17 protein-coding genes are annotated in these 17,333 nt (G+C 63.6%); 2 read left to right on the forward strand and 15 right to left on the reverse strand.

The genetic code is table 11. The annotated features are described in order from the left end of the window. Positions 1-13: 13 nt before the first annotated feature. The 5 genes from HCR84_RS10150 to HCR84_RS10170 all read right to left on the reverse strand — a co-directional run bounded on the left by HCR84_RS10150 (position 14) and on the right by HCR84_RS10170 (position 5,700). Positions 14-865 carry an aldehyde dehydrogenase family protein gene (locus tag HCR84_RS10150; protein ID WP_166981422.1) on the reverse strand — a complete coding sequence of 284 codons (852 nt, stop codon included), beginning with the start codon at positions 863-865 and terminating at the stop codon, positions 14-16. After that, a complete protein-coding gene (locus HCR84_RS10155; RefSeq protein WP_166981419.1) occupies positions 862-2,376 on the reverse strand; it encodes an aldehyde dehydrogenase family protein in 1,515 nt (504 codons plus the stop codon). Before HCR84_RS10155 ends, HCR84_RS10150 begins: the two co-directional genes overlap by 4 nt. Positions 2,377-2,396: 20 nt before the next feature. Next, the gene (gene deoC / locus HCR84_RS10160; protein ID WP_166981416.1) at positions 2,397-3,389 is read right to left on the reverse strand and encodes a deoxyribose-phosphate aldolase; all 993 of its coding nucleotides are present in this window, start codon (positions 3,387-3,389) and stop codon (positions 2,397-2,399) included. Further along, on the reverse strand, positions 3,382-4,377 hold the full coding sequence (locus HCR84_RS10165) for a sugar-binding transcriptional regulator (protein ID WP_195706627.1): 996 nt from the start codon (positions 4,375-4,377) through the stop codon (positions 3,382-3,384). The genes deoC and HCR84_RS10165 overlap by 8 nt, the downstream gene beginning before the upstream one ends. Before the next feature lie 108 nt (positions 4,378-4,485). Beyond that, positions 4,486-5,700, reverse strand: a complete 1,215-nt coding sequence (locus HCR84_RS10170; RefSeq protein ID WP_166981412.1) for an MFS transporter — start codon at positions 5,698-5,700, stop codon at positions 4,486-4,488. A 22-nt stretch (positions 5,701-5,722) separates the two neighbouring features. Between HCR84_RS10170 and HCR84_RS10175 the strand changes: the two genes are divergently transcribed. Next, on the forward strand, positions 5,723-6,391 hold the full coding sequence (locus tag HCR84_RS10175; protein ID WP_166981409.1) for a maleylpyruvate isomerase family mycothiol-dependent enzyme: 669 nt from the start codon (positions 5,723-5,725) through the stop codon (positions 6,389-6,391). On the opposite strand, the gene HCR84_RS10180 is transcribed toward HCR84_RS10175, so the two are convergent. Genes HCR84_RS10180 through truB form a run of 4 tightly spaced genes read right to left on the reverse strand, consistent with a single transcriptional unit; the run spans position 6,392 to position 9,046 of the window. Next, the gene (locus HCR84_RS10180) at positions 6,392-7,321 is read right to left on the reverse strand and encodes a bifunctional riboflavin kinase/FAD synthetase (RefSeq protein WP_166981406.1); all 930 of its coding nucleotides are present in this window, start codon (positions 7,319-7,321) and stop codon (positions 6,392-6,394) included. It lies immediately after the preceding gene. Beyond that, positions 7,318-7,755, reverse strand: coding sequence for a hypothetical protein (locus HCR84_RS10185; RefSeq protein ID WP_166981403.1), 438 nt, complete (start codon positions 7,753-7,755; stop codon positions 7,318-7,320). Before HCR84_RS10185 ends, HCR84_RS10180 begins: the two co-directional genes overlap by 4 nt. Positions 7,756-7,778: 23 nt before the next feature. Continuing rightward, positions 7,779-8,138, reverse strand: a complete 360-nt coding sequence (locus HCR84_RS10190; protein WP_166981400.1) for a hypothetical protein — start codon at positions 8,136-8,138, stop codon at positions 7,779-7,781. Next, complete coding sequence (truB, locus tag HCR84_RS10195) at positions 8,135-9,046, reverse strand: tRNA pseudouridine(55) synthase TruB (protein ID WP_195706628.1); 912 nt, start codon at positions 9,044-9,046, stop codon at positions 8,135-8,137. Before truB ends, HCR84_RS10190 begins: the two co-directional genes overlap by 4 nt. A 114-nt stretch (positions 9,047-9,160) precedes the next feature. Between truB and HCR84_RS10200 the strand changes: the two genes are divergently transcribed. Then, positions 9,161-10,033: an HhH-GPD family protein gene (locus HCR84_RS10200; RefSeq protein WP_166981397.1), complete on the forward strand. Its 873-nt coding sequence runs from the start codon at positions 9,161-9,163 to the stop codon at positions 10,031-10,033. Positions 10,034-10,038: 5 nt separating this feature from the next. On the opposite strand, the gene HCR84_RS10205 is transcribed toward HCR84_RS10200, so the two are convergent. From HCR84_RS10205 to HCR84_RS10230, 6 genes are all read right to left on the reverse strand, one after another. Next, positions 10,039-10,692 carry a hypothetical protein gene (locus HCR84_RS10205; protein ID WP_166981391.1) on the reverse strand — a complete coding sequence of 218 codons (654 nt, stop codon included), beginning with the start codon at positions 10,690-10,692 and terminating at the stop codon, positions 10,039-10,041. An 83-nt stretch (positions 10,693-10,775) separates the two neighbouring features. Continuing rightward, positions 10,776-11,219, reverse strand: a complete 444-nt coding sequence (gene rbfA, locus HCR84_RS10210) for a 30S ribosome-binding factor RbfA (protein ID WP_166981388.1) — start codon at positions 11,217-11,219, stop codon at positions 10,776-10,778. Between the two features lie 79 nt (positions 11,220-11,298). Beyond that, positions 11,299-14,034: a translation initiation factor IF-2 gene (infB, locus tag HCR84_RS10215; RefSeq protein WP_166981385.1), complete on the reverse strand. Its 2,736-nt coding sequence runs from the start codon at positions 14,032-14,034 to the stop codon at positions 11,299-11,301. 83 nt (positions 14,035-14,117) lie between these two features. After that, entirely contained in the window at positions 14,118-14,363 is a 246-nt protein-coding gene (locus tag HCR84_RS10220) for a YlxR family protein (RefSeq protein WP_166981382.1), read from the reverse strand. 55 nt (positions 14,364-14,418) lie between these two features. Beyond that, positions 14,419-15,408: a transcription termination factor NusA gene (nusA, locus tag HCR84_RS10225; protein ID WP_166981379.1), complete on the reverse strand. Its 990-nt coding sequence runs from the start codon at positions 15,406-15,408 to the stop codon at positions 14,419-14,421. 124 nt (positions 15,409-15,532) lie between these two features. Then, positions 15,533-17,305 (reverse strand): proline--tRNA ligase, encoded by a 1,773-nt coding sequence (locus HCR84_RS10230; RefSeq protein WP_166981376.1) that lies wholly within the window; start codon positions 17,303-17,305, stop codon positions 15,533-15,535. Between the last annotated feature and the right edge of the window lie 28 nt (positions 17,306-17,333).

Raw genomic sequence — 17,333 nt, forward strand, 5'->3', positions numbered from 1 at the left:
GGCACATCACGCGTCAGAGCATGCTCTTCGTGTGCCAGACCGTCTTCGTCTCGGTGAAAGCTGTGATGCGGTCAAGGCTCGGCCCCGCGTCACCCGTCGGCGGGAGAACACGCTTGAGCGTGTCTGCCGCGCTGATCTGCAGGTCAATCCAGTCGAGGTGCTCGGCACCGGCAAGGTCGATGGCGTTCACGTCTGCGTGGCTGGCGAGCCACGGCGCAATCTCACCGGGAACTCCCGTGAGCACGTTCACGGCTCCGGCCGGCACATCACTTGTCGCAAGGACCTCTGCCAGCGTGATGGCCGAAAGCGGAAACTGTTCACTGGCGACGGCGACGACGACATTGCCTGTGACGAGTGCGGGCGCGATAACGCTCACGAGCCCGAGCAGCGAAGAGTCCTGGGGCGCGATAACAGCAACGACGCCCGTGGGCTCGGGAACCGACAAGTTAAAGAACGGTCCAGACACCGGGTTCGCGTTGCCCGATACCTGCGTGTACTTGTCTGCCCACCCGGCATACCAAACCCAGCGATCGATGGCCTCGTCAACCTGCTTCTCAGCCGTGGCGCGCGAGACGTTCTCTCCGCGCTGGATCTCCTCGATGAACTGACCACGGCGCCCTTCGAGCAGTTCGGCGATGCGATACAGCACCTGCCCGCGATTGTATGCGGTGGCTCCGGACCAACCGGAGACTGCTCCGCGCGCCGCTTTCACCGCGTCGCGAGCATCCTTGCGCGATGCCTGAGCCGCGTTGGCAAGAAAATCGCCCTTCGCTGACACAATCTCGAACGTGCGGCCGGATTCGGAACGCGGAAATGTGCCCCCAATGAAGAGCTTGTAGGTCTTGGGCACCGTGAGCCTGCTCATTTTCGGTTCTCCTTCTTCGCCGAGCGCTGAGTCTGGATGCGCGGCTTCGTTGGGCTGACCGCAGCGGTCTGCTCTGATGCCGACGCAAGGTACGCGGCAAGCCCATGGCGCCCGCCCTCACGTCCGTAGCCCGATTCTTTGTACCCTCCGAATGGGCTTGAGGGGTCGAACCTATTGAAGGTGTTTGCCCAGATGACCCCCGCGCGCAGCTTGTCGGCCACGGCGAGAATTCGGCTTCCCTTATCGCTCCAGATTCCGGCAGACAGTCCGTACGGGGTGTTGTTCGCCTTGGCGATAGCCTCGTCAGGTGTCCGGAACGTCAGCACGGAGAGCACCGGTCCGAAGATCTCTTCGCGAGCGATTCTGTGCGATGTCGATACGCCGGTGAAGATCGTCGGAGCGAACCAATAGCCGCTCGACGGCAGCTCGCACGGTGCGCTCCATCGTTCGGCGCCTTCGGCTTCCCCCGCCTGTGTCAGCTCGGTGATGCGCGCGAGTTGCTCCGCCGAGTTGATGGCGCCGATATCGGTGTTCTTATCGAGCGGATCTCCGAGTCGCAGCGTCGACAGCCGGTTCTTGAGCCGATCGACGACCTCATCGTGAATGCTCTCCTGCACGAGCAGACGAGATCCGGCACAGCACACATGACCCTGATTGAAGAAGATTCCGTTGACGATCCCCTCGATAGCCTGGTCGATGGGAGCATCGTCGAACACAATGTTCGCCGCCTTGCCTCCCAGCTCAAGCGTGAGCTTCTTGCCGGTTCCCGCCACCGACTTGGCAATCGCGCGGCCCACCCCCGTCGACCCGGTGAACGCAACCTTGTTCACGTCAGGATGCCGGACGAGAGCTTCACCCGTCGATCCCGCACCCGTGATGATGTTCACAACACCAGCCGGAAGGCCGGCCTGCTGCACGATCTCGGCGAAGAGCAGTGCTGTCAGCGACGTGGTCTCCGCTGGCTTGAGCACGACGGTGTTGCCCGCGGCAAGCGCCGGAGCGATCTTCCACGACAGCATCAGCAGCGGGAAGTTCCACGGAATAACCTGTCCGGCGACCCCGAGCGAGCGCGGGTGAGCTCCGAGCCCCGCGTAGTCGAGCTTGTCTGCCCATCCGGCGTAGTAGAAGAACCACGCGGCGACAAGCGGAACATCGACGTCGCGGCTTTCCTTGATCGGCTTGCCGTTGTCGAGGCTCTCGGCGACAGCGAGCTCGCGAGCCCGCTCTTGCACAAGGCGGGCAATTCGGAAGAGATACTTGCCGCGATCGGCACCGGACATCTTCGACCAGACACGGTCGTATGCCGTCCGCGCCGCCGTGACGGCTCGATCGACATCGGACTCGTCAGCAGTCTGCACCGTTGCAATTGCGCGTTCGTCAGCAGGTGAGAGCGTTTGGAACGTCTTTCCTGATCCCTCGACGAAGTCACCGCCGATGAACAGACCGTACTCGTCCTTCAGATTCAGAATCGCCGTCGACTCGGGTGCCGGGGCGTATTCAAGGAAGCTCATAATGTTCTCGCCTTTCCGAGTCAGTCGATTGTGACGTAGTCGGGGCCGGAGTAGTGGCCCGTCGCCAATTTCTGCCGTTGCAGAAGCATGTCGTTCAAGAGGCTCGATGCGCCGAAGCGGAACAGCTTGGGCGTCAGCCAGTCTTCGCCACACGTTTCGGCGACCGTCACAATGAACTTGATGGCGTCTTTCGACGTGCGGATTCCGCCGGCCGGCTTCACGCCAACGCGTTCCCCTGTCAGACGATGCCAATCGCGCACCACCTCGAGCATCAGCAGCGTGACAGGGAGCGTCGCCGCGGGCGAGACCTTGCCCGTCGAGGTCTTGATGAAGTCGGCTCCCGCAAGGATCGCCAGCCACGACGCACGACGCACGTTGTCATAGGTGTTCAGCTCGCCGGTCTCGAGAATCACCTTGAGGTGCGCAAAGCTGCCGTCATCTCGGCGGCATGCACGCTTGACAGCGACGATCTCGTCGAACACCTGGGAATAGCGTCCACTCAGAAAAGCTCCGCGGTCGATGACCATGTCGATCTCATCGGCGCCCGCGGCGACAGCATCCGCAGTGTCGGCAAGCTTCACACGCAGCGATGCACGACCAGAGGGAAACGCCGTGGCGACCGCCGCGACAGAGATCTCCGTGTGCGCGGCACCCAAGGCGTCGATCGCTACGGGCACCATATCGCCGTAGACGCACACTGCTGCGGGGCGCGGGCAGCCCGGGTCCGTCGAATCCGGTGTCAGCGCCTTACCCACGAGCGAACGCACCTTCCCCGGTGTATCCGCGCCTTCCAGAGTGGTCAGGTCAATCATCGAGATGATCGTGTCGATGGCCCACGCCTTCGACTCCTTCTTGATTGAACGGGTTCCCAGAGCAGCGGCACGCTGCTCAAGGCCGACGGCGTCAACACCAGGGATTCCTTCAAGGTATCGGCGGAGGCTCGCATCGGTCACCGGCCCGTCGAAAAGCTCGAGCGCGCGGGTTCGCGGGGCGATCGCGGAATCGTCAGTCATTGCTGTCCTTGTCGTGTCGGGATTCATCGCTTGAGTCAGTGAGCAGGTCGACGGCTGTCGCTTCGTCTGTCACCAGCGCCGTGCACAGGCCGCCCTGCACAATGGCTCTCGTCACCGCATGCTTCGATTCGCCCGAGACCACGAGAATTGCCGTCTCGGCCTTTCGCAGCGATGCGAGCCCGAGCCCCAGCGTTCTGTGGTCGAGCGCCGGGTCGACGATCATGCCCTCGGCGTTGATGTAGCGGCCCCAGACGTCGCCGACGGCACCTCGGCGCACCAGCTCATCCATCTCGCCCGTGTGGAGGTATCCGCTCTGAATGTGGGCGGAGCTGTGGTCTGCGGGCCCCGCGCTGAACAGGTAGGCCGTGGCCTCGGCTGCCTGGTCGAGAACACCGGCGACCGTGCGATCGTTCTCGATGCTGACCTTTGTCTCGACGCGCTCGAGAATCGCGGGGCTCGGCAGGAGCGTTGCCTCCCCCGATGCCTTGCGTGCGATCTCGACCGCCGTTGCGGCTGCCGTGCCCGCACGTTGATTCACGCTCACGCCGCCGTTTACCTGCACGACATTCACTCCGATCGCCCACTGCTCGTTCAGCAGAGACGCGACGTCGTGCAGCGTTCGGCCCCAGCTGATGCCGAGGGTTCGCGGCACGGGCCGCAGCGCCGCGAGGTAGTCGGCAGCGCCCTGCGCGACGCGCTCGCGCAGCTCGCTCTCGCCTCGCGCACCGGCGAGGGGCACGACGACAGCATCCGTCAGTCCGTGTCTGGTGCGCAACTGGCGCTCAAGCGAGAGCTTGCGGGCGCGCGGGTGCACGATTTCGATGCGAATGTAGCCGTTTTCTCGCGCCGAGGCGAGCAGACGCCCGACCTTCCAGCGCGTCAGCCCGAGAATGGCGCCGACTTCGTCTTGAGTCTTGTCTTCGTCGTAATACAGCTCTGCCGCACGAATCGAGAGGAGCTCGTCGTCGGCAGTGTCAATACGGGGCATAGCGGTCTCCTCTCGCACTCAGCGTAGACAGACCCCGTGCTCACATCAACACTCGTAGCCCATTCTGCTCATATGAGCACGCAAGGCGCGGATGCTGCGCGTTCGCTGTCACCTCGTGAGTTCGTCATCGATCATGCGCCGAGCGCCGATGACCCACCCAGCCCACACCGGCGGAAGCGCAAGCAGGCCCAACACCATGATCGGAATCGTCCACCCGCCCGTGAGCGCGTGCAGGCCGCTGATCAGCACGGGGAACAGTGCAGCGATCACGTAGCCGCAGCCCTGAACGAAGCCGCTCACCGCGATCACCGTCTGATGGCTGCGCGAACGCAGATTGATCAGTGTGAGCGCGAGGGGGAACCAAAGCGGCCCCGCACCGAGAAGCGCCACCCACAGCCACGTCATCGAGTGCGGAACCAGAAGAAGGCCTGTCGCTCCCGAGAGGATGAAGACCGAACCAAGCCAGACGAGTCCCGCGGGTCGCCTCACGCGCGTCGCCAACTGCGGCATGATGATCGCCGCGGGGAGGCCGAGAAATCCGAAGAGGCTAAGCAGCACTCCCCCAACCGCTGGCGCGACGCCCGCGACATCCGTGAGGATCTGCGGGAGCAGAGCAAAGGACGTGTACGCAACAGACGATGACGACGCGAAGGTGACGGCCAGAGCCCACACCGTGCGCGAACGGGACACCCGCTTGGCAGCCACATCACCGAGCTCGGCGATGCCCGGGTCGTTTCGCGCCAGCCGGCGATCGATTGCGGCACGAACCACCCACGGCACGAGGCCAAGCACTGCGAGCATTCCCCAGACGCCGATGGAGAACTGCCACGACACGGCCTGAGCCATCGGCACAGCGACAAGAGGCGGAACGAACGTCGATATCGACAGCACGGTCGTGTACACGGCAGTCATCTGCCCGAGTCGATCTGAGAAGTACTTCTTCACGACGGCGGGCAGCAGCACATTGCCCGCGCCAATTGCCGCGAAGCAGAGAATGCTGCCGCCGAGAAGCGAGCCGAAGCTCCACGCGAATCCGCGCAGAGCGTGGCCGACAAGCATCACGGCCAGAAGGCCGACAAGCAGCTCCTCAAGCGGAAATCGTCGCGCGAGCGACGGGGTGATGAGCCCGAAGACAGCGAAGCAGAGCGGCGGGAGCATGCCGAGCACACCGAGGCCGACGGCCCCACCGTGCAGATCGGCGTCGATCGCATCATAAACGGGAGACAGAGCGGCAACGGCCGTACGAAGATTCGCGGCCACCAGAATGAGCCCCACAAACGCGAGACTTCGCCCCGCCCACAAATTTCGACGCTCTCCCGACACCGAATCAGCCTACTCTGGAGATATGACGCGGACAGATATGGACGACGCCGTCGGACGAGCACTCGCCGTCGTACGAGACGGCGTTGCCACGCTGAACGATGACCAATGGGCAGCACCGTCGCTGTGCGAGGGGTGGAGCGTCAAGGCTGCTGTCGCGCACCTCGTGTGGCGAGTTTCGGCGTCGTCTCGCGAAATGATCGACGACATCGCACGCGCGAGCTTCACGAGCAGGCAGCTGAATCCTTCTCACGCAATGGCCGATATCGCACTGTCGATTGCCGAGACGCGCTCAACAAGCGAGCTCGTCGACGACCTCACGCTCATCTCACGCCGCATCAGCACGGGCGATCAGCGCGGCTCCTCCCCCCGGCTGCTCGAGACCATCGTGCACGGCTATGACGCCGCGCATCCGATCGGGCTGCGACTGCGCTTCGACGACGAGGCAACGTTCACGGTTGCCACTCTGGCGCGCCGCACAGCCTCACGGGACGTGCGGACTCTGCTGCGGCACCGTGTGCTCGCGGCATCCGATGCCGGTTGGTCGATCGGTCGCGGCGATCAGCACATTGATGGAACAGCCGAGAGCATCATCCTCTACCTCACGGGTCGACGCTCCATTGACCCGTCGACTCGCCCGGTGCGCATCATCGCCCCGCTTCGGCCCGGAGCGCCGTCACCCGGCTTCGCCTGATCAGACGAGAATCGAACGAGCGCGAGAAACATCATCGTGCATCTGCGCGATGAGCGGTGGGATGCCGCCAAACGCAACCATTCCGCGAATTCGCTCGACGAACTCAACATCGACGACACGGCCGTAGAGGTCGCGATCCTGATCAAGAAGATGCGCCTCCACCTGCTTCTGGGCGACACCGTCGAATGTCGGGTTGTTTCCGACAGACACGGCCGCAGCGTGCCAGACGCCGTCAACAAGCATCCGCCCGGCATAAACGCCGTCGTCGGGAATCAGCCCCTGGACGTCAGGCGACAGATTCGCCGTCGGGAACCCCAGCTCACGACCGCGCTTCGCCCCGTGCACAACGAGGCCGCGAACGGAATGTGGCCGACCGAGCAGCTGGGCTGCCGTGCCGACATCGCCCGCAGCCAGCAGCTCTCTCACCCAGGTCGACGACACGCGGCGATCCCCGAACGGCGCGACATCGGAAATGCTCAGCACCTCGAAGCCGTGAGAGGGCGCCATCTCGCGAAGCAGAGCGACGTTGCCAGAACCCTTGTGACCAAAGCGAAAATCATCTCCGACGAAGACGGCCTCGGCGTGCAGCGCACCGACGATCAGCTCTGTCACGAACTCCTCGGCCGGCTGGGCCGAGCGCGCGGCGTCGAAGCGCAGAACCAGACACGCATCGACACCGGTCTCCGTGAGCAAGTCAAGCTTCTGCTCGAGACTCACCAGTGGATCTGGGCACACCTGCGGGGCGACAATCGACAGCGGATTGCGGTCGAACGTGATGACAACGCTCGCGAGACCGCGCTCGCCTGCGATCTCCTGCAGCTGAGACACGATGGCGCGATGCCCAGCGTGAACGCCATCGAACTTCCCGATCGTCACGGCGCTCGGGCCGAAGTCAGCGGGAATCTCGTCGAGTCCGTGGAAAATGATCATCGGGCGTCCTCTCTGGCGGACTGCGACCGCAGCCAGATCATGCCGAGCACAGGCAGAATGAGCGGAATAAAGAGATAGCCTCGGCCATAGACGCTCCACACCGTGTCGTGCGGAAACCACGTGGCCTCGACGAGACTGAGCGTTCCGACAACCAGCACGCCGATCAGTTCAAACGTGATCGTCGCCCAGGCAACTCGATGCCAGGGCTTCGTCCGTCTCACAAGAGCGACGGTGGCAACGATGTAGACGACGGCCGAGAGCGCCGAAAGAGCGTATGCGAGCGGTGCTTCGTCGAACTTCGCAACAATCTGAACAAACGACCGCCCTGTGGCAGCGAGGGCGAGAACGGCGTAGACCGCAACGAGAGCCCGCCCAATGCCGGACATGGCCTGGCGTCGGGCGCCTCGCGTGAGGCTCGAAGGAGAGGGAGACATAACCAATTGATTCTACCCGCGGATCAGGCGCCCCAGATCTGCTGCATGCGATACACCATAATGCCGACAGTCACGCATCCGGCTCCGAGGATCACCGTCGCCCAGCGTGACCGATCAATGAGGGCCCAGAACACGGCCGCGGGCGGCACAAGCAGCGCGCTCACCTGGTAGGTGTAAAACTCGAGCAGACTTCCCGATGCGGAGTTTCCGGTTGACGGCGCAATGAACGACATGACGAACTGGGCAATCAGCAGCAGTTCGACGAGAACAATGGAGCCCATCGTCAGATCGTTCGGAACTCGACCGACAAGGCCAAGCACGATGCACAGCAGCGCAGCGAGCCCGGCGATCCCCACTTGAATCAGAGTGAACCCGATGATCATCGGTCGTCGTACTCGTCGTCGGGAAAGTTCACGAGGCTTCGAACGTCACTGCCGCGCACGTGGACGAGGCCGATGAGCCGATCGTGCTCCGTGAGCGCCGCAATCGGGCCGTCCACGTCGGGCAGGCCCCGCGAATCGATGCGCTGCCCATGCCCGAGCGCTCGGGCGCGCTCGTCGTCAAGCGTTGCGACGGGAAAAAGCATGCGCGCCGCCTGTGCTGGCGGCAGCATCGAGTCCGCAACGACGAGACCGTCAAGCTCGCTCGCATCGGCAACCGCGAACGGCCCGATGCGCGTGCGCCGCAGGCGAGTGAGATGCCCGCCGACCACGAGGGACTCACCGATGTCACGGGCAAGCGCGCGAACGTAGGTTCCGCTCGAGCATGTGACACGGACGTCGATGTCAATGTGCTCCGGCGACCGCCGAACGTCCTCGAGTTCGAACTCCGAGATGGTGACTGTCCGAGCCTTCAGCTCAACGGTCTCACCGGCCCGAGCGCGTGCATAGGCCCGCTTTCCGTCGATTTTGATGGCGCTCACCGTTGAGGGAACCTGCTCGATCTCACCGGTCAGCGCTGCGATCTCCGTCGCAATCGCGTCCTGATCGATGGCGGCGATGTCGTCAGAAGACGCCAGTCCCGACAGCTCGCCTTCTGCATCGTCAGTCGAGCTCGACTGTCCGAGTCGAATCGTTGCACTGTACTGCTTGTCGCAACCGACGATATAGGTGAGCAAGCGAGTCGATGAGCCCACCCCGAGAATGAGCAGGCCCGTCGCCATCGGGTCGAGAGTTCCCGCATGACCGACCTTGCGCGTTCCGGCGAGCCGCCGCGTGCGGGCGACAACGTCGTGACTCGTATGGGCAGGCGGTTTGTCGATGAGCAGCAGGCCGCTTGATGTCACGGACATCTACGGCCACCGTCCTCGCCGAAACCCGAGAAGATGAGCGCGGAAAACGGGGTGCGCACGAGCCGAGCGCGGGCTGTTGTCATGCTTTCGAGCCTACCCGCTTAGGCTGGAGCGGTGACGCAGCATCCACTCGCCCCGCTCGTGAACGCCTGGTATCTCGCAAACGCGCGCGACCTGCCGTGGAGGAAGCCTGGCTTCAGTGCCTGGGGCGTGCTCGTGAGCGAATTCATGCTTCAGCAGACACCGGTTTCCCGCGTCATTCCCCGCCTTGGCCGCTGGCTCGCGCGGTGGCCAAGCCCAGCCGATCTCGCGGCGGTGCCCGCGGGCGAGGCCGTGCGCGAATGGTCGAATCTCGGTTACCCGCGGCGCGCGCTCTGGCTCCACAGCGCGGCCGAGCAGATTACAGAGAGGCACGGGGGCGCAGTGCCGCGCGACATCGAGTCGCTGCTTGCTCTCACCGGAGTCGGCGACTACACAGCGCGCGCCGTCGCGGTGTTTGCCTGGGGCGAGCGCCACCCCGTTGTCGACACGAATACGCGCAGGGTCATCGCGCGGGCTGTGCACGGCATGGGGGAACCTGCTCCCCCATCGTCACGTCGCGACCTCGCCGACATGCTTGATCTGCTGCCGGCAGACGACGAGCAGACTCGAATCTTCAATGCCGCCGCAATGGAGCTCGGTGCTCTCGTATGCACGGCCCGATCGCCGCGGTGCGACGAATGCCCTCTTCGCCGCGACTGTGCGTGGGTTGCCGCGGGCAAACCGGAATACACCGGCCCGCGCAAGGGTGTGCAAAAGCGGTATGAGGGCAGCGACCGTCACGTGCGCGGACTCATCATGGCCGAGCTTCGCGCCTCGAACGTGCCCCTCACAGACAAAGAGATCTCACGGCTGTGGCCCGATGTCGCGCAGCGCGACCGTGCTCTGAGCGGGCTGCTTTCCGATGGTCTCGCCACCGTGGCGGACGGCGGCTATCTGCTTCCCTGAACGGCTCACGCACAGGGCTCGTACGCCGGGGTCTCCCCCGTCGTGATCGAGATCTGCCAGATGGCCTCGGACTCGGCTGTCGTCGTGAAGATCATGCCTCCGCCATCGCCTGCCTGCACGTAGTACATGATGCGGCCGGGAACTCCCGTGTCGTCGAGTTCTCGAGCATCAGGGTAGGCATCGACGAGCTCCGTCGCCGTTGATCCCAGTCCGATGCCTTTCTCCGTCTCGGGACCGGAAGGGATGTCTTCGATTGTGTCGGCGGGAGCGGAGATTGAAATCTCGGACAACGTGCTCGCGGGGTCGCGCTCGGAGGCGATCACCCACATGCTCAAATCGACGCTCTCGGGCACCGACGTCTGCGCGACACCCTCGCAAAGCTCGCTCACGTCCGCACTCGGGGTCGTCAGGGCATCGGCGTACCGCATGCCGATCTCAAACGGCCCGATTCCCGACAGCGAGATCATCCACATATCGTCGTCAGGCGGCGTGCCCGTCTCGCTCGGTGATTCGGACGTCGACCCGCTTTCGCCCGCGTCCGATCCGGAATCGCTCTGCTCGGTCGTCGCGCTGCTGCCACATGCGCTCAGGCCGATGACGAGCGTTATCGCCGTCAGCGCACCCAGCACGAGCCCCGCAGCTCTTCTGGCAACGACCATGATGTTCCCCCATCTGCCGTGTGGCCATTCTAAGTGGCGGCCACAGGCAGGCGGCGAATCGTTATGGAGTCACCAGCAGATGATCAGGACTGCTCGCCGTCCTCGTCTTCGCGAGGCTTGACGTACGGGTCTTCATCGCCGGCGTACGACGAGGATGCCGCAAGGTCAGCCACCTGCGTGTCGCGCTGCTTTGCTTCATTCAGAAGGTCTTCGATGTGCTTCGCGTTCTCGGGGATCGCATCGGCGATGAACTCGAGGCTCGGCGTGATGCGGGCGGTGATGTTGCGACCGACTTCGCTGCGAAGCATCCCCTTCGCCGATTCCAGTGCCTTCGCACTGTCAAAGCGCTCATCGTCTGTTCCGTAGACGGTGAAGAAGATGCTTGCGTGCTGAAGGTCTCCCGTCACCCGAACATCGGTGATGGTGACGAAGCCGAGGCGCGGATCGCGAAGCCCCTTTTCGAGCCGTGTGGCGATGATCTGCTTGATCCGGTCGGCCATGCGACGTGCCCGTGGGTTCTCACCCATGGTTTTCTCCTTGTGTTCTGAAGCGTTGCGGCCCGGACGGACAGAATCCGTACCGGGCCGCACTGCTCACTCATGACGATCAGGTGCGAGGCTTCTCGACCAGCTCCGTGGTCTCGATCTCGTCACCAACCTGAATGTCGTTGTACTTGCCGAGCCCGATTCCCGCCTCGAAGTCCGTACGCACCTCGGTGACGTCGTCCTTGAATCGGCGAAGCGACTCGATGGCCAGCCCGTCCGCACGAACAACGCCCTCGCGGATGATGCGGGCTTTGGCGTTTCGGGTGATTGTTCCCGAGCGCACGATGACACCGGCGATGTTGCCGAACTTCGACGAGCGGAAAACCTCGCGAATCTCGGCGACACCCGACTGAACCTCTTCGTACTCCGGCTTGAGGAGTCCTTTGAGGCTCGACTCGACATCTTCGAGCGCGTTGTAGATAACCGAGTAGAACCGGATGTCCACACCCTCGCGAGCCGCGCGGTCGCGCGCCTTCGCATCGGGGCGCACGTTGAATCCGAGAATGATCGCGTTGTCGATCGTCGCAAGGTTGACGTCGGATTCCGTCACGGCTCCGACACCGCGGTGGATGATGCGCAGCTGAACGCTCTCGTCGACCTCGATCTTGAGCAGCGACTCTTCGAGCGCCTCGACAGCACCGGAAACGTCACCCTTGATGATGAGGTTGAGCGACTCGACCTTGCCCTCTTGAAGAGCGCGGGTGAAGTCCTCGAGGCTGATGCGCTTGCGGGCCTTCGCCAGCTGCGCATTGCGTTCGGCTGCCTCACGCTTCTCAGCGATCTGGCGGGCCGTGCGGTCTTCCTCAGTGACGAGGAAGGTGTCGCCGGCACGAGGAACCGTTGAGAGCCCCTGCACCTGAACCGGACGTGACGGACCGGCCTCGTCGAGGTTTGACCCCGTCTCGTCGATCATTGCGCGCACTCGGCCGTAAGCCGTGCCAGCCACAATTGCATCTCCGATGTGCAGTGTTCCCGACTGGATGAGCACCGTGGCCACGGAACCGCGGCCCTTGTCGAGCTTTGCCTCGATGGCAATACCGCGCGCGATCTTGTTGGGGTTCGCGCGAAGCTCGAGCCCGGCGTCAGCGGTGAGGAGCACAGCATCGAGAAGCTCCTGGATGCCGATGTTGTTGCGTGCCGAGACATCGACGAACATGACGTCGCCGCCGTACTCTTCAGCGACAAGACCGTATTCGGTGAGCTGCTGGCGCACCTTCTGCGGGTTCGCCTCTTCCTTATCGATCTTGTTCACCGCGACGACGATGGGCACGTCCGCTGCCTGAGCGTGGTTGAGAGCCTCAATCGTCTGGGGCATGATTCCGTCGTCAGCAGCAACGACGAGGATCGCAATATCGGTCACCTGGGCACCACGTGCACGCATGGCGGTGAACGCCTCGTGTCCTGGCGTATCGATGAACGTGATTGCTCGGTCAGCGCCCTCGTGCTCGGTGCGCACCTGGTACGCGCCGATGTGCTGGGTGATGCCACCGGCCTCGCCCTCAACGACGTTTGCGTGACGCATTGCATCGAGAAGTCGGGTCTTACCGTGGTCGACGTGACCCATGACCGTGACGACCGGCGGACGAGGCATCAGATCTTCGTCATCTTCAGCCTCAAGCTCACCGTCGAGATCGATGTCGAAGCCCTCGAGGAGCTCACGGTCCTCGTCCTCTGGCGACACCATCTGAATCTTGTAGCCAAGCTCGTCACCGAGCACCTCGAACGTCGCTTCGTCGAGCGACTCGGTCGCTGTGGCCATCTCACCGAGGTGGAACAGCACGGTGACGAGGTCACCGGGGCTCGCGTCAATCTTGTCGGCGAAGTCAGCAATCGAGGCACCGCGACGCAAGCGAAGAATTGTGTTGCCATCTCCGCGGGGAACGTTCACGCCGCCGATTGACGGCGCTTGCCTCATTTCAAATTCTTGCCTCTTCGCCCGCTTCGACTTGCGAGACTTCGCGCGGCCACCGCCACGGCCGAATGCACCGGCTGTGCCGCCGCCGCGGCCACGACCGCCGCCTGGGCGTCCACCGAAGCCACCGCTCGGGCGCTGGAAGCCACCGCCAGCGGGGCCACCGCCTCCTGGGCGCTGGAAGCCACCGCCGCCTGCGCCGGGGCGCGGAGCACCCGGACGCGGAGCGCCACCACCGGCGCCACCGGGCCGACCACGACCGCCGCCAGCGGGGCGCGGAGCCCCTGGGCGCGGAGCGCCGGGCCTCGGAGCCTGAGGGCGGGGAGGACGGGGAATGTTCGCGGGAGTGGGGCGCTGTCCCATGCCCTGAGCACTCGAATACGGGTTGTTGCCCGGGCGAGGAGCGCCTTGCGGACGCTGGCCCATGCCCTGAGCGCTCGAATACGGGTTGTTGCCCGGGCGCGGTGCGCCTTCGGAACGTGCCTGATTCGGCGTGGGTGCAGGGCCGGGGCGCGGCGCGAGTGACTCGTCGCCGCTCTCACCAGACGTCGACGGGGCGTTCTCGTCGGCAGCGCTCTTTTCCTGCGGCGCTGCTGCAGCAACGTCAGTCTCAGTCTCCGCCTTCGGTGCCTGTGGCGCCTTCGGTGCGGGCTTTCCCGGCTTTGCCGGGGAGGATGCCGGCTTGCCGGAGTCCTTCTTCTCGTCGGCCGCGGGCTTCGCGCCGTCTGCCTCAAGTGCCGCACGCAGTTTGCGCGCAACCGGAGGCTCAATGCTCGACGATGGTCCCTTCACGAATTCGCCCAATTCCTTGAGCTTCGCAAGGGCGACCTTGCTGTCTACCGAGAACTCAGATGCGATCTCGTGTACGCGTGGTTTTGCAGCCACTTCTCTCCTGTCTGGGTCTGCCCAGACAGGGCAGACCGTTAGTTACGGACGGGTCTCATTTCGAGCCGCTCATTAGTTGTCCATTAGCCATTCAGCCTGTTCTCTAGTGTTTGCGTGTTCAGTGCCGAACTCACGCGAAGTGCTCGCCCGAGGGCGCGTCGCTTCACAGCTCGTTTGCAACACACGTCAGTCGGATGCAACCACGCACCTCTGCCGGGGAGCGACGCTGTCTCATCAACAACAACCACGAAATCCCGGGCAACGACCCTCAATAAAGAAGATCTTTCGGCGCGCATTCGGCATCCGATGCACGTTCTCACGGGCTCCATCTTACACTCCCCGCGCTGTGAGCCGACCAGCAGCGGCGCTGCCGGTCGACCGCGATCATTCCTCGTCGAGAATTGAATCCGGTTGAATATCGATCTTCGCGCCGGTGAGCTTTGCCGCAAGTCGGGCGTTCTGCCCTTCTTTCCCGATTGCCAATGACAGCTGGTAATCGGGAACAAGCGCTCGAACGGCTTTTGTCTCGGCATCGAGCACGTACGATGACGACACGCGAGCGGGCGACAGCGCATTCGCGACGAATGTCGCCAGGTCGCTTGAGTAGTCGACGATGTCGATCTTCTCATCTCCGAGTTCTTCGGTCACCGCGCGCACACGGCGCCCAAGCTCGCCGATGCACGAGCCCTTTGCATTGATCGACGGGTCTTTCGCGAGAACAGCGATCTTTGTGCGATGCCCTGCCTCTCGCGCAAGCGAGACGATCTCGACGAGTCCGGAGGCGATCTCGGGAACCTCGAGGAAGAAGAGCTTCTTGACGAGGGCCGGGTGCGTGCGTGACACCGTGATCTGCGGACCCTTGAGCCCCTTTGCAACGCTTGTCACGTAGACGCGAATACGCCGACCGTGCGTGTACTCCTCGCTGGGAACCTGCTCTTCCGGAGGCAGAACGGCTTCGACCGTGCCCAGGTCCACGTGAATCATCCGTGGGTTGGGCCCCTGCTGAACGACGCCGGCGACGATGTCACCCTCGCGCCCCTTGAATTCGCCGAGAACAGCATCGTCGGCGATGTCGCGCAGGCGCTGGTTGATTACCTGCTTTGCGGCGAATGCGGCGATGCGGCCGAAGTCCTCCGGCATCGTCTCCGATTCGCCGATGAGGTTTCCGTCGTCGTCCTTCTCGGGAACGAGCACCGAGACGTGGCCGCTCTTGCGATCGAGTTCGACGCGCCCCTCGGCGTCTTCATTGCCGTTCTGCGCCTCATTCTTGAGGTAAGCGGTCAGAATGGCCTGCTCGATGATGTGAATCAGCTCATCAAAGGGGATTTCCTTCTCCCGCTCCATCAACTTCAACACACTCAGATCGATGTCCACCAGAGAGCCTCCCTATTCAGATATGGCACAGGCAAACGTCGCGGTGCCTGGCCGAACTCTAAGGCTACCCGACTGAACTGAGGTTCGTCACCACACGCACGCGCGTCGAACTGCCATGGCAACGTTAGCGGTCAGCGAGAATGCGCGCGGCGACCTCGTCGATGGCAACCTGGGTGCGCTCGCCCGAGCGGCGGTCCCACAGTTCGACGAGTCCGTCGGCAACGCCGCGGCCGGCGATGACGATCGTCGGAATGCCAAGAAGCTCGGCATCACCGAACTTCACGCCGGGCGATACCTTCGGCCTGTCGTCGTACAGCACATCGAGACGGCCGTCTTCCAGCTCATCTGCGATCGTCGCTGCGACGTCGAAGACCCCGGCATCCTTTCCCGTGGCGACGACGTGCACGTCGAACGGCGCGATGCTCTCTGGCCAGCAGAGGCCTTTCTCGTCGTTGTTCAGTTCTGCAATGAGCGCGAGGGCGCGAGTGACGCCGATTCCGTATGACCCCATCGTGACGGTGACGAGTTTTCCGTTCTCGTTGAGCACCTGGAGCCCGAGAGCCTCCGCGTACTTGCGGCCGAGCTGAAACACATGGCCGATCTCCGTTCCGCGGTCGATCGTCACGGGGCCGGAGCCGTCGGGGGCGGGATCCCCCTCGCGAATCGACGCTGCCTCGATCGTTCCGTCGACGATGAAGTCGCGCGCGACGACGAGCCCGAGAACGTGCTTCTCCGCGATGTTGGCGCCGGTCACCCACTCCGTGCCCTCAACGATGCGCGGGTCGGCCAGATACCGGATGCCGCTTGCTGAATGCTCGCCGAGCACCGCACCATTTTCTGACCAGGGTCCGATGTACCCGCGCACGAGAGCGGGGTTTGCCGCGAAGTCCTCGTCTGTCGCTGCCTCGACCTCACTCGGAGCGAAGGCGACCTCGACACGCTTCATGTCGACCTCGCGATCACCGGGCACGGCGACGACGACGAGTTCGCGCGCGCCATCGAGGTGCTTCAGCGCCAACACGACGTTCTTGAGAGTGTCCGATGCCGCCCAGTCACGCCCGTCCGTGCGCGGCTGCTGCGCGTTGAGCAGATCGACAAGCGTTGCGATCGTCGGCGTCTTCGGTGAGTCGAAGATGCGGGCCTCCGCCCGACCGTCCGTGAGCAAAGGCTCAACTCTCGGAGTGACGTATGCTTCGACGTTCGCCGCGTAACCGCCGGCCGAACGCACGAACGTGTCTTCGCCGACGGGAGTCGGATGAAGAAACTCCTCGCTCTTCGAGCCGCCCATGGCACCGGCATCCGCCTTCACGATGACGTAGTCAAGGCCGAGTCGAGTGAAGATGCGCTCGTACGCGTCTCGCTGCCGCTGATAGCTTGCGTCGAGTCCGGCATCAGACGAGTCGAATGAATATGCGTCCTTCATTGTGAACTCGCGCCCACGCAGAAGTCCGGCTCTCGGTCGGGCCTCGTCGCGGTACTTGTCCTGAATCTGATAGATCGAGAGAGGGAGGTCCTTGTACGACGAGTAGAGATCCTTCACAAGGAGCGTGAACGCCTCTTCGTGCGTCGGCGCGAGGAGCATATCGGCTCCCTTGCGATCGGCAAGTCGAAACAGGTTCTCCCCGTACTCATCCCACCGGCCGGAAATCTCGTATGGCTCGCGCGGCATGAGCGCGGGAAAATGCACCTCGAACGCCCCAGCGGCTTCCATCTCTTCTCGAACGATCTGCTCAATACGCGCTTTGACACGCAGGCCGAGCGGCAGCCAGGCGAAGATTCCTGGCGCCTGGCGCCGAATATAACCAGCCCGCACCAAGAGGCGATGGCTGGCGACCTCTGCATCTGCAGGGTCTTCTCTGAGCGTGCGAACGAAGTAGTTAGATAGGCGCGTTACCACGTCACCATCGTACTCATGCTCCGAGGCG

It is taken from the genome of Paramicrobacterium fandaimingii, assembly GCF_011751745.2.
In the GTDB taxonomy this organism is placed as follows: domain Bacteria; phylum Actinomycetota; class Actinomycetes; order Actinomycetales; family Microbacteriaceae; genus Paramicrobacterium; species Paramicrobacterium fandaimingii.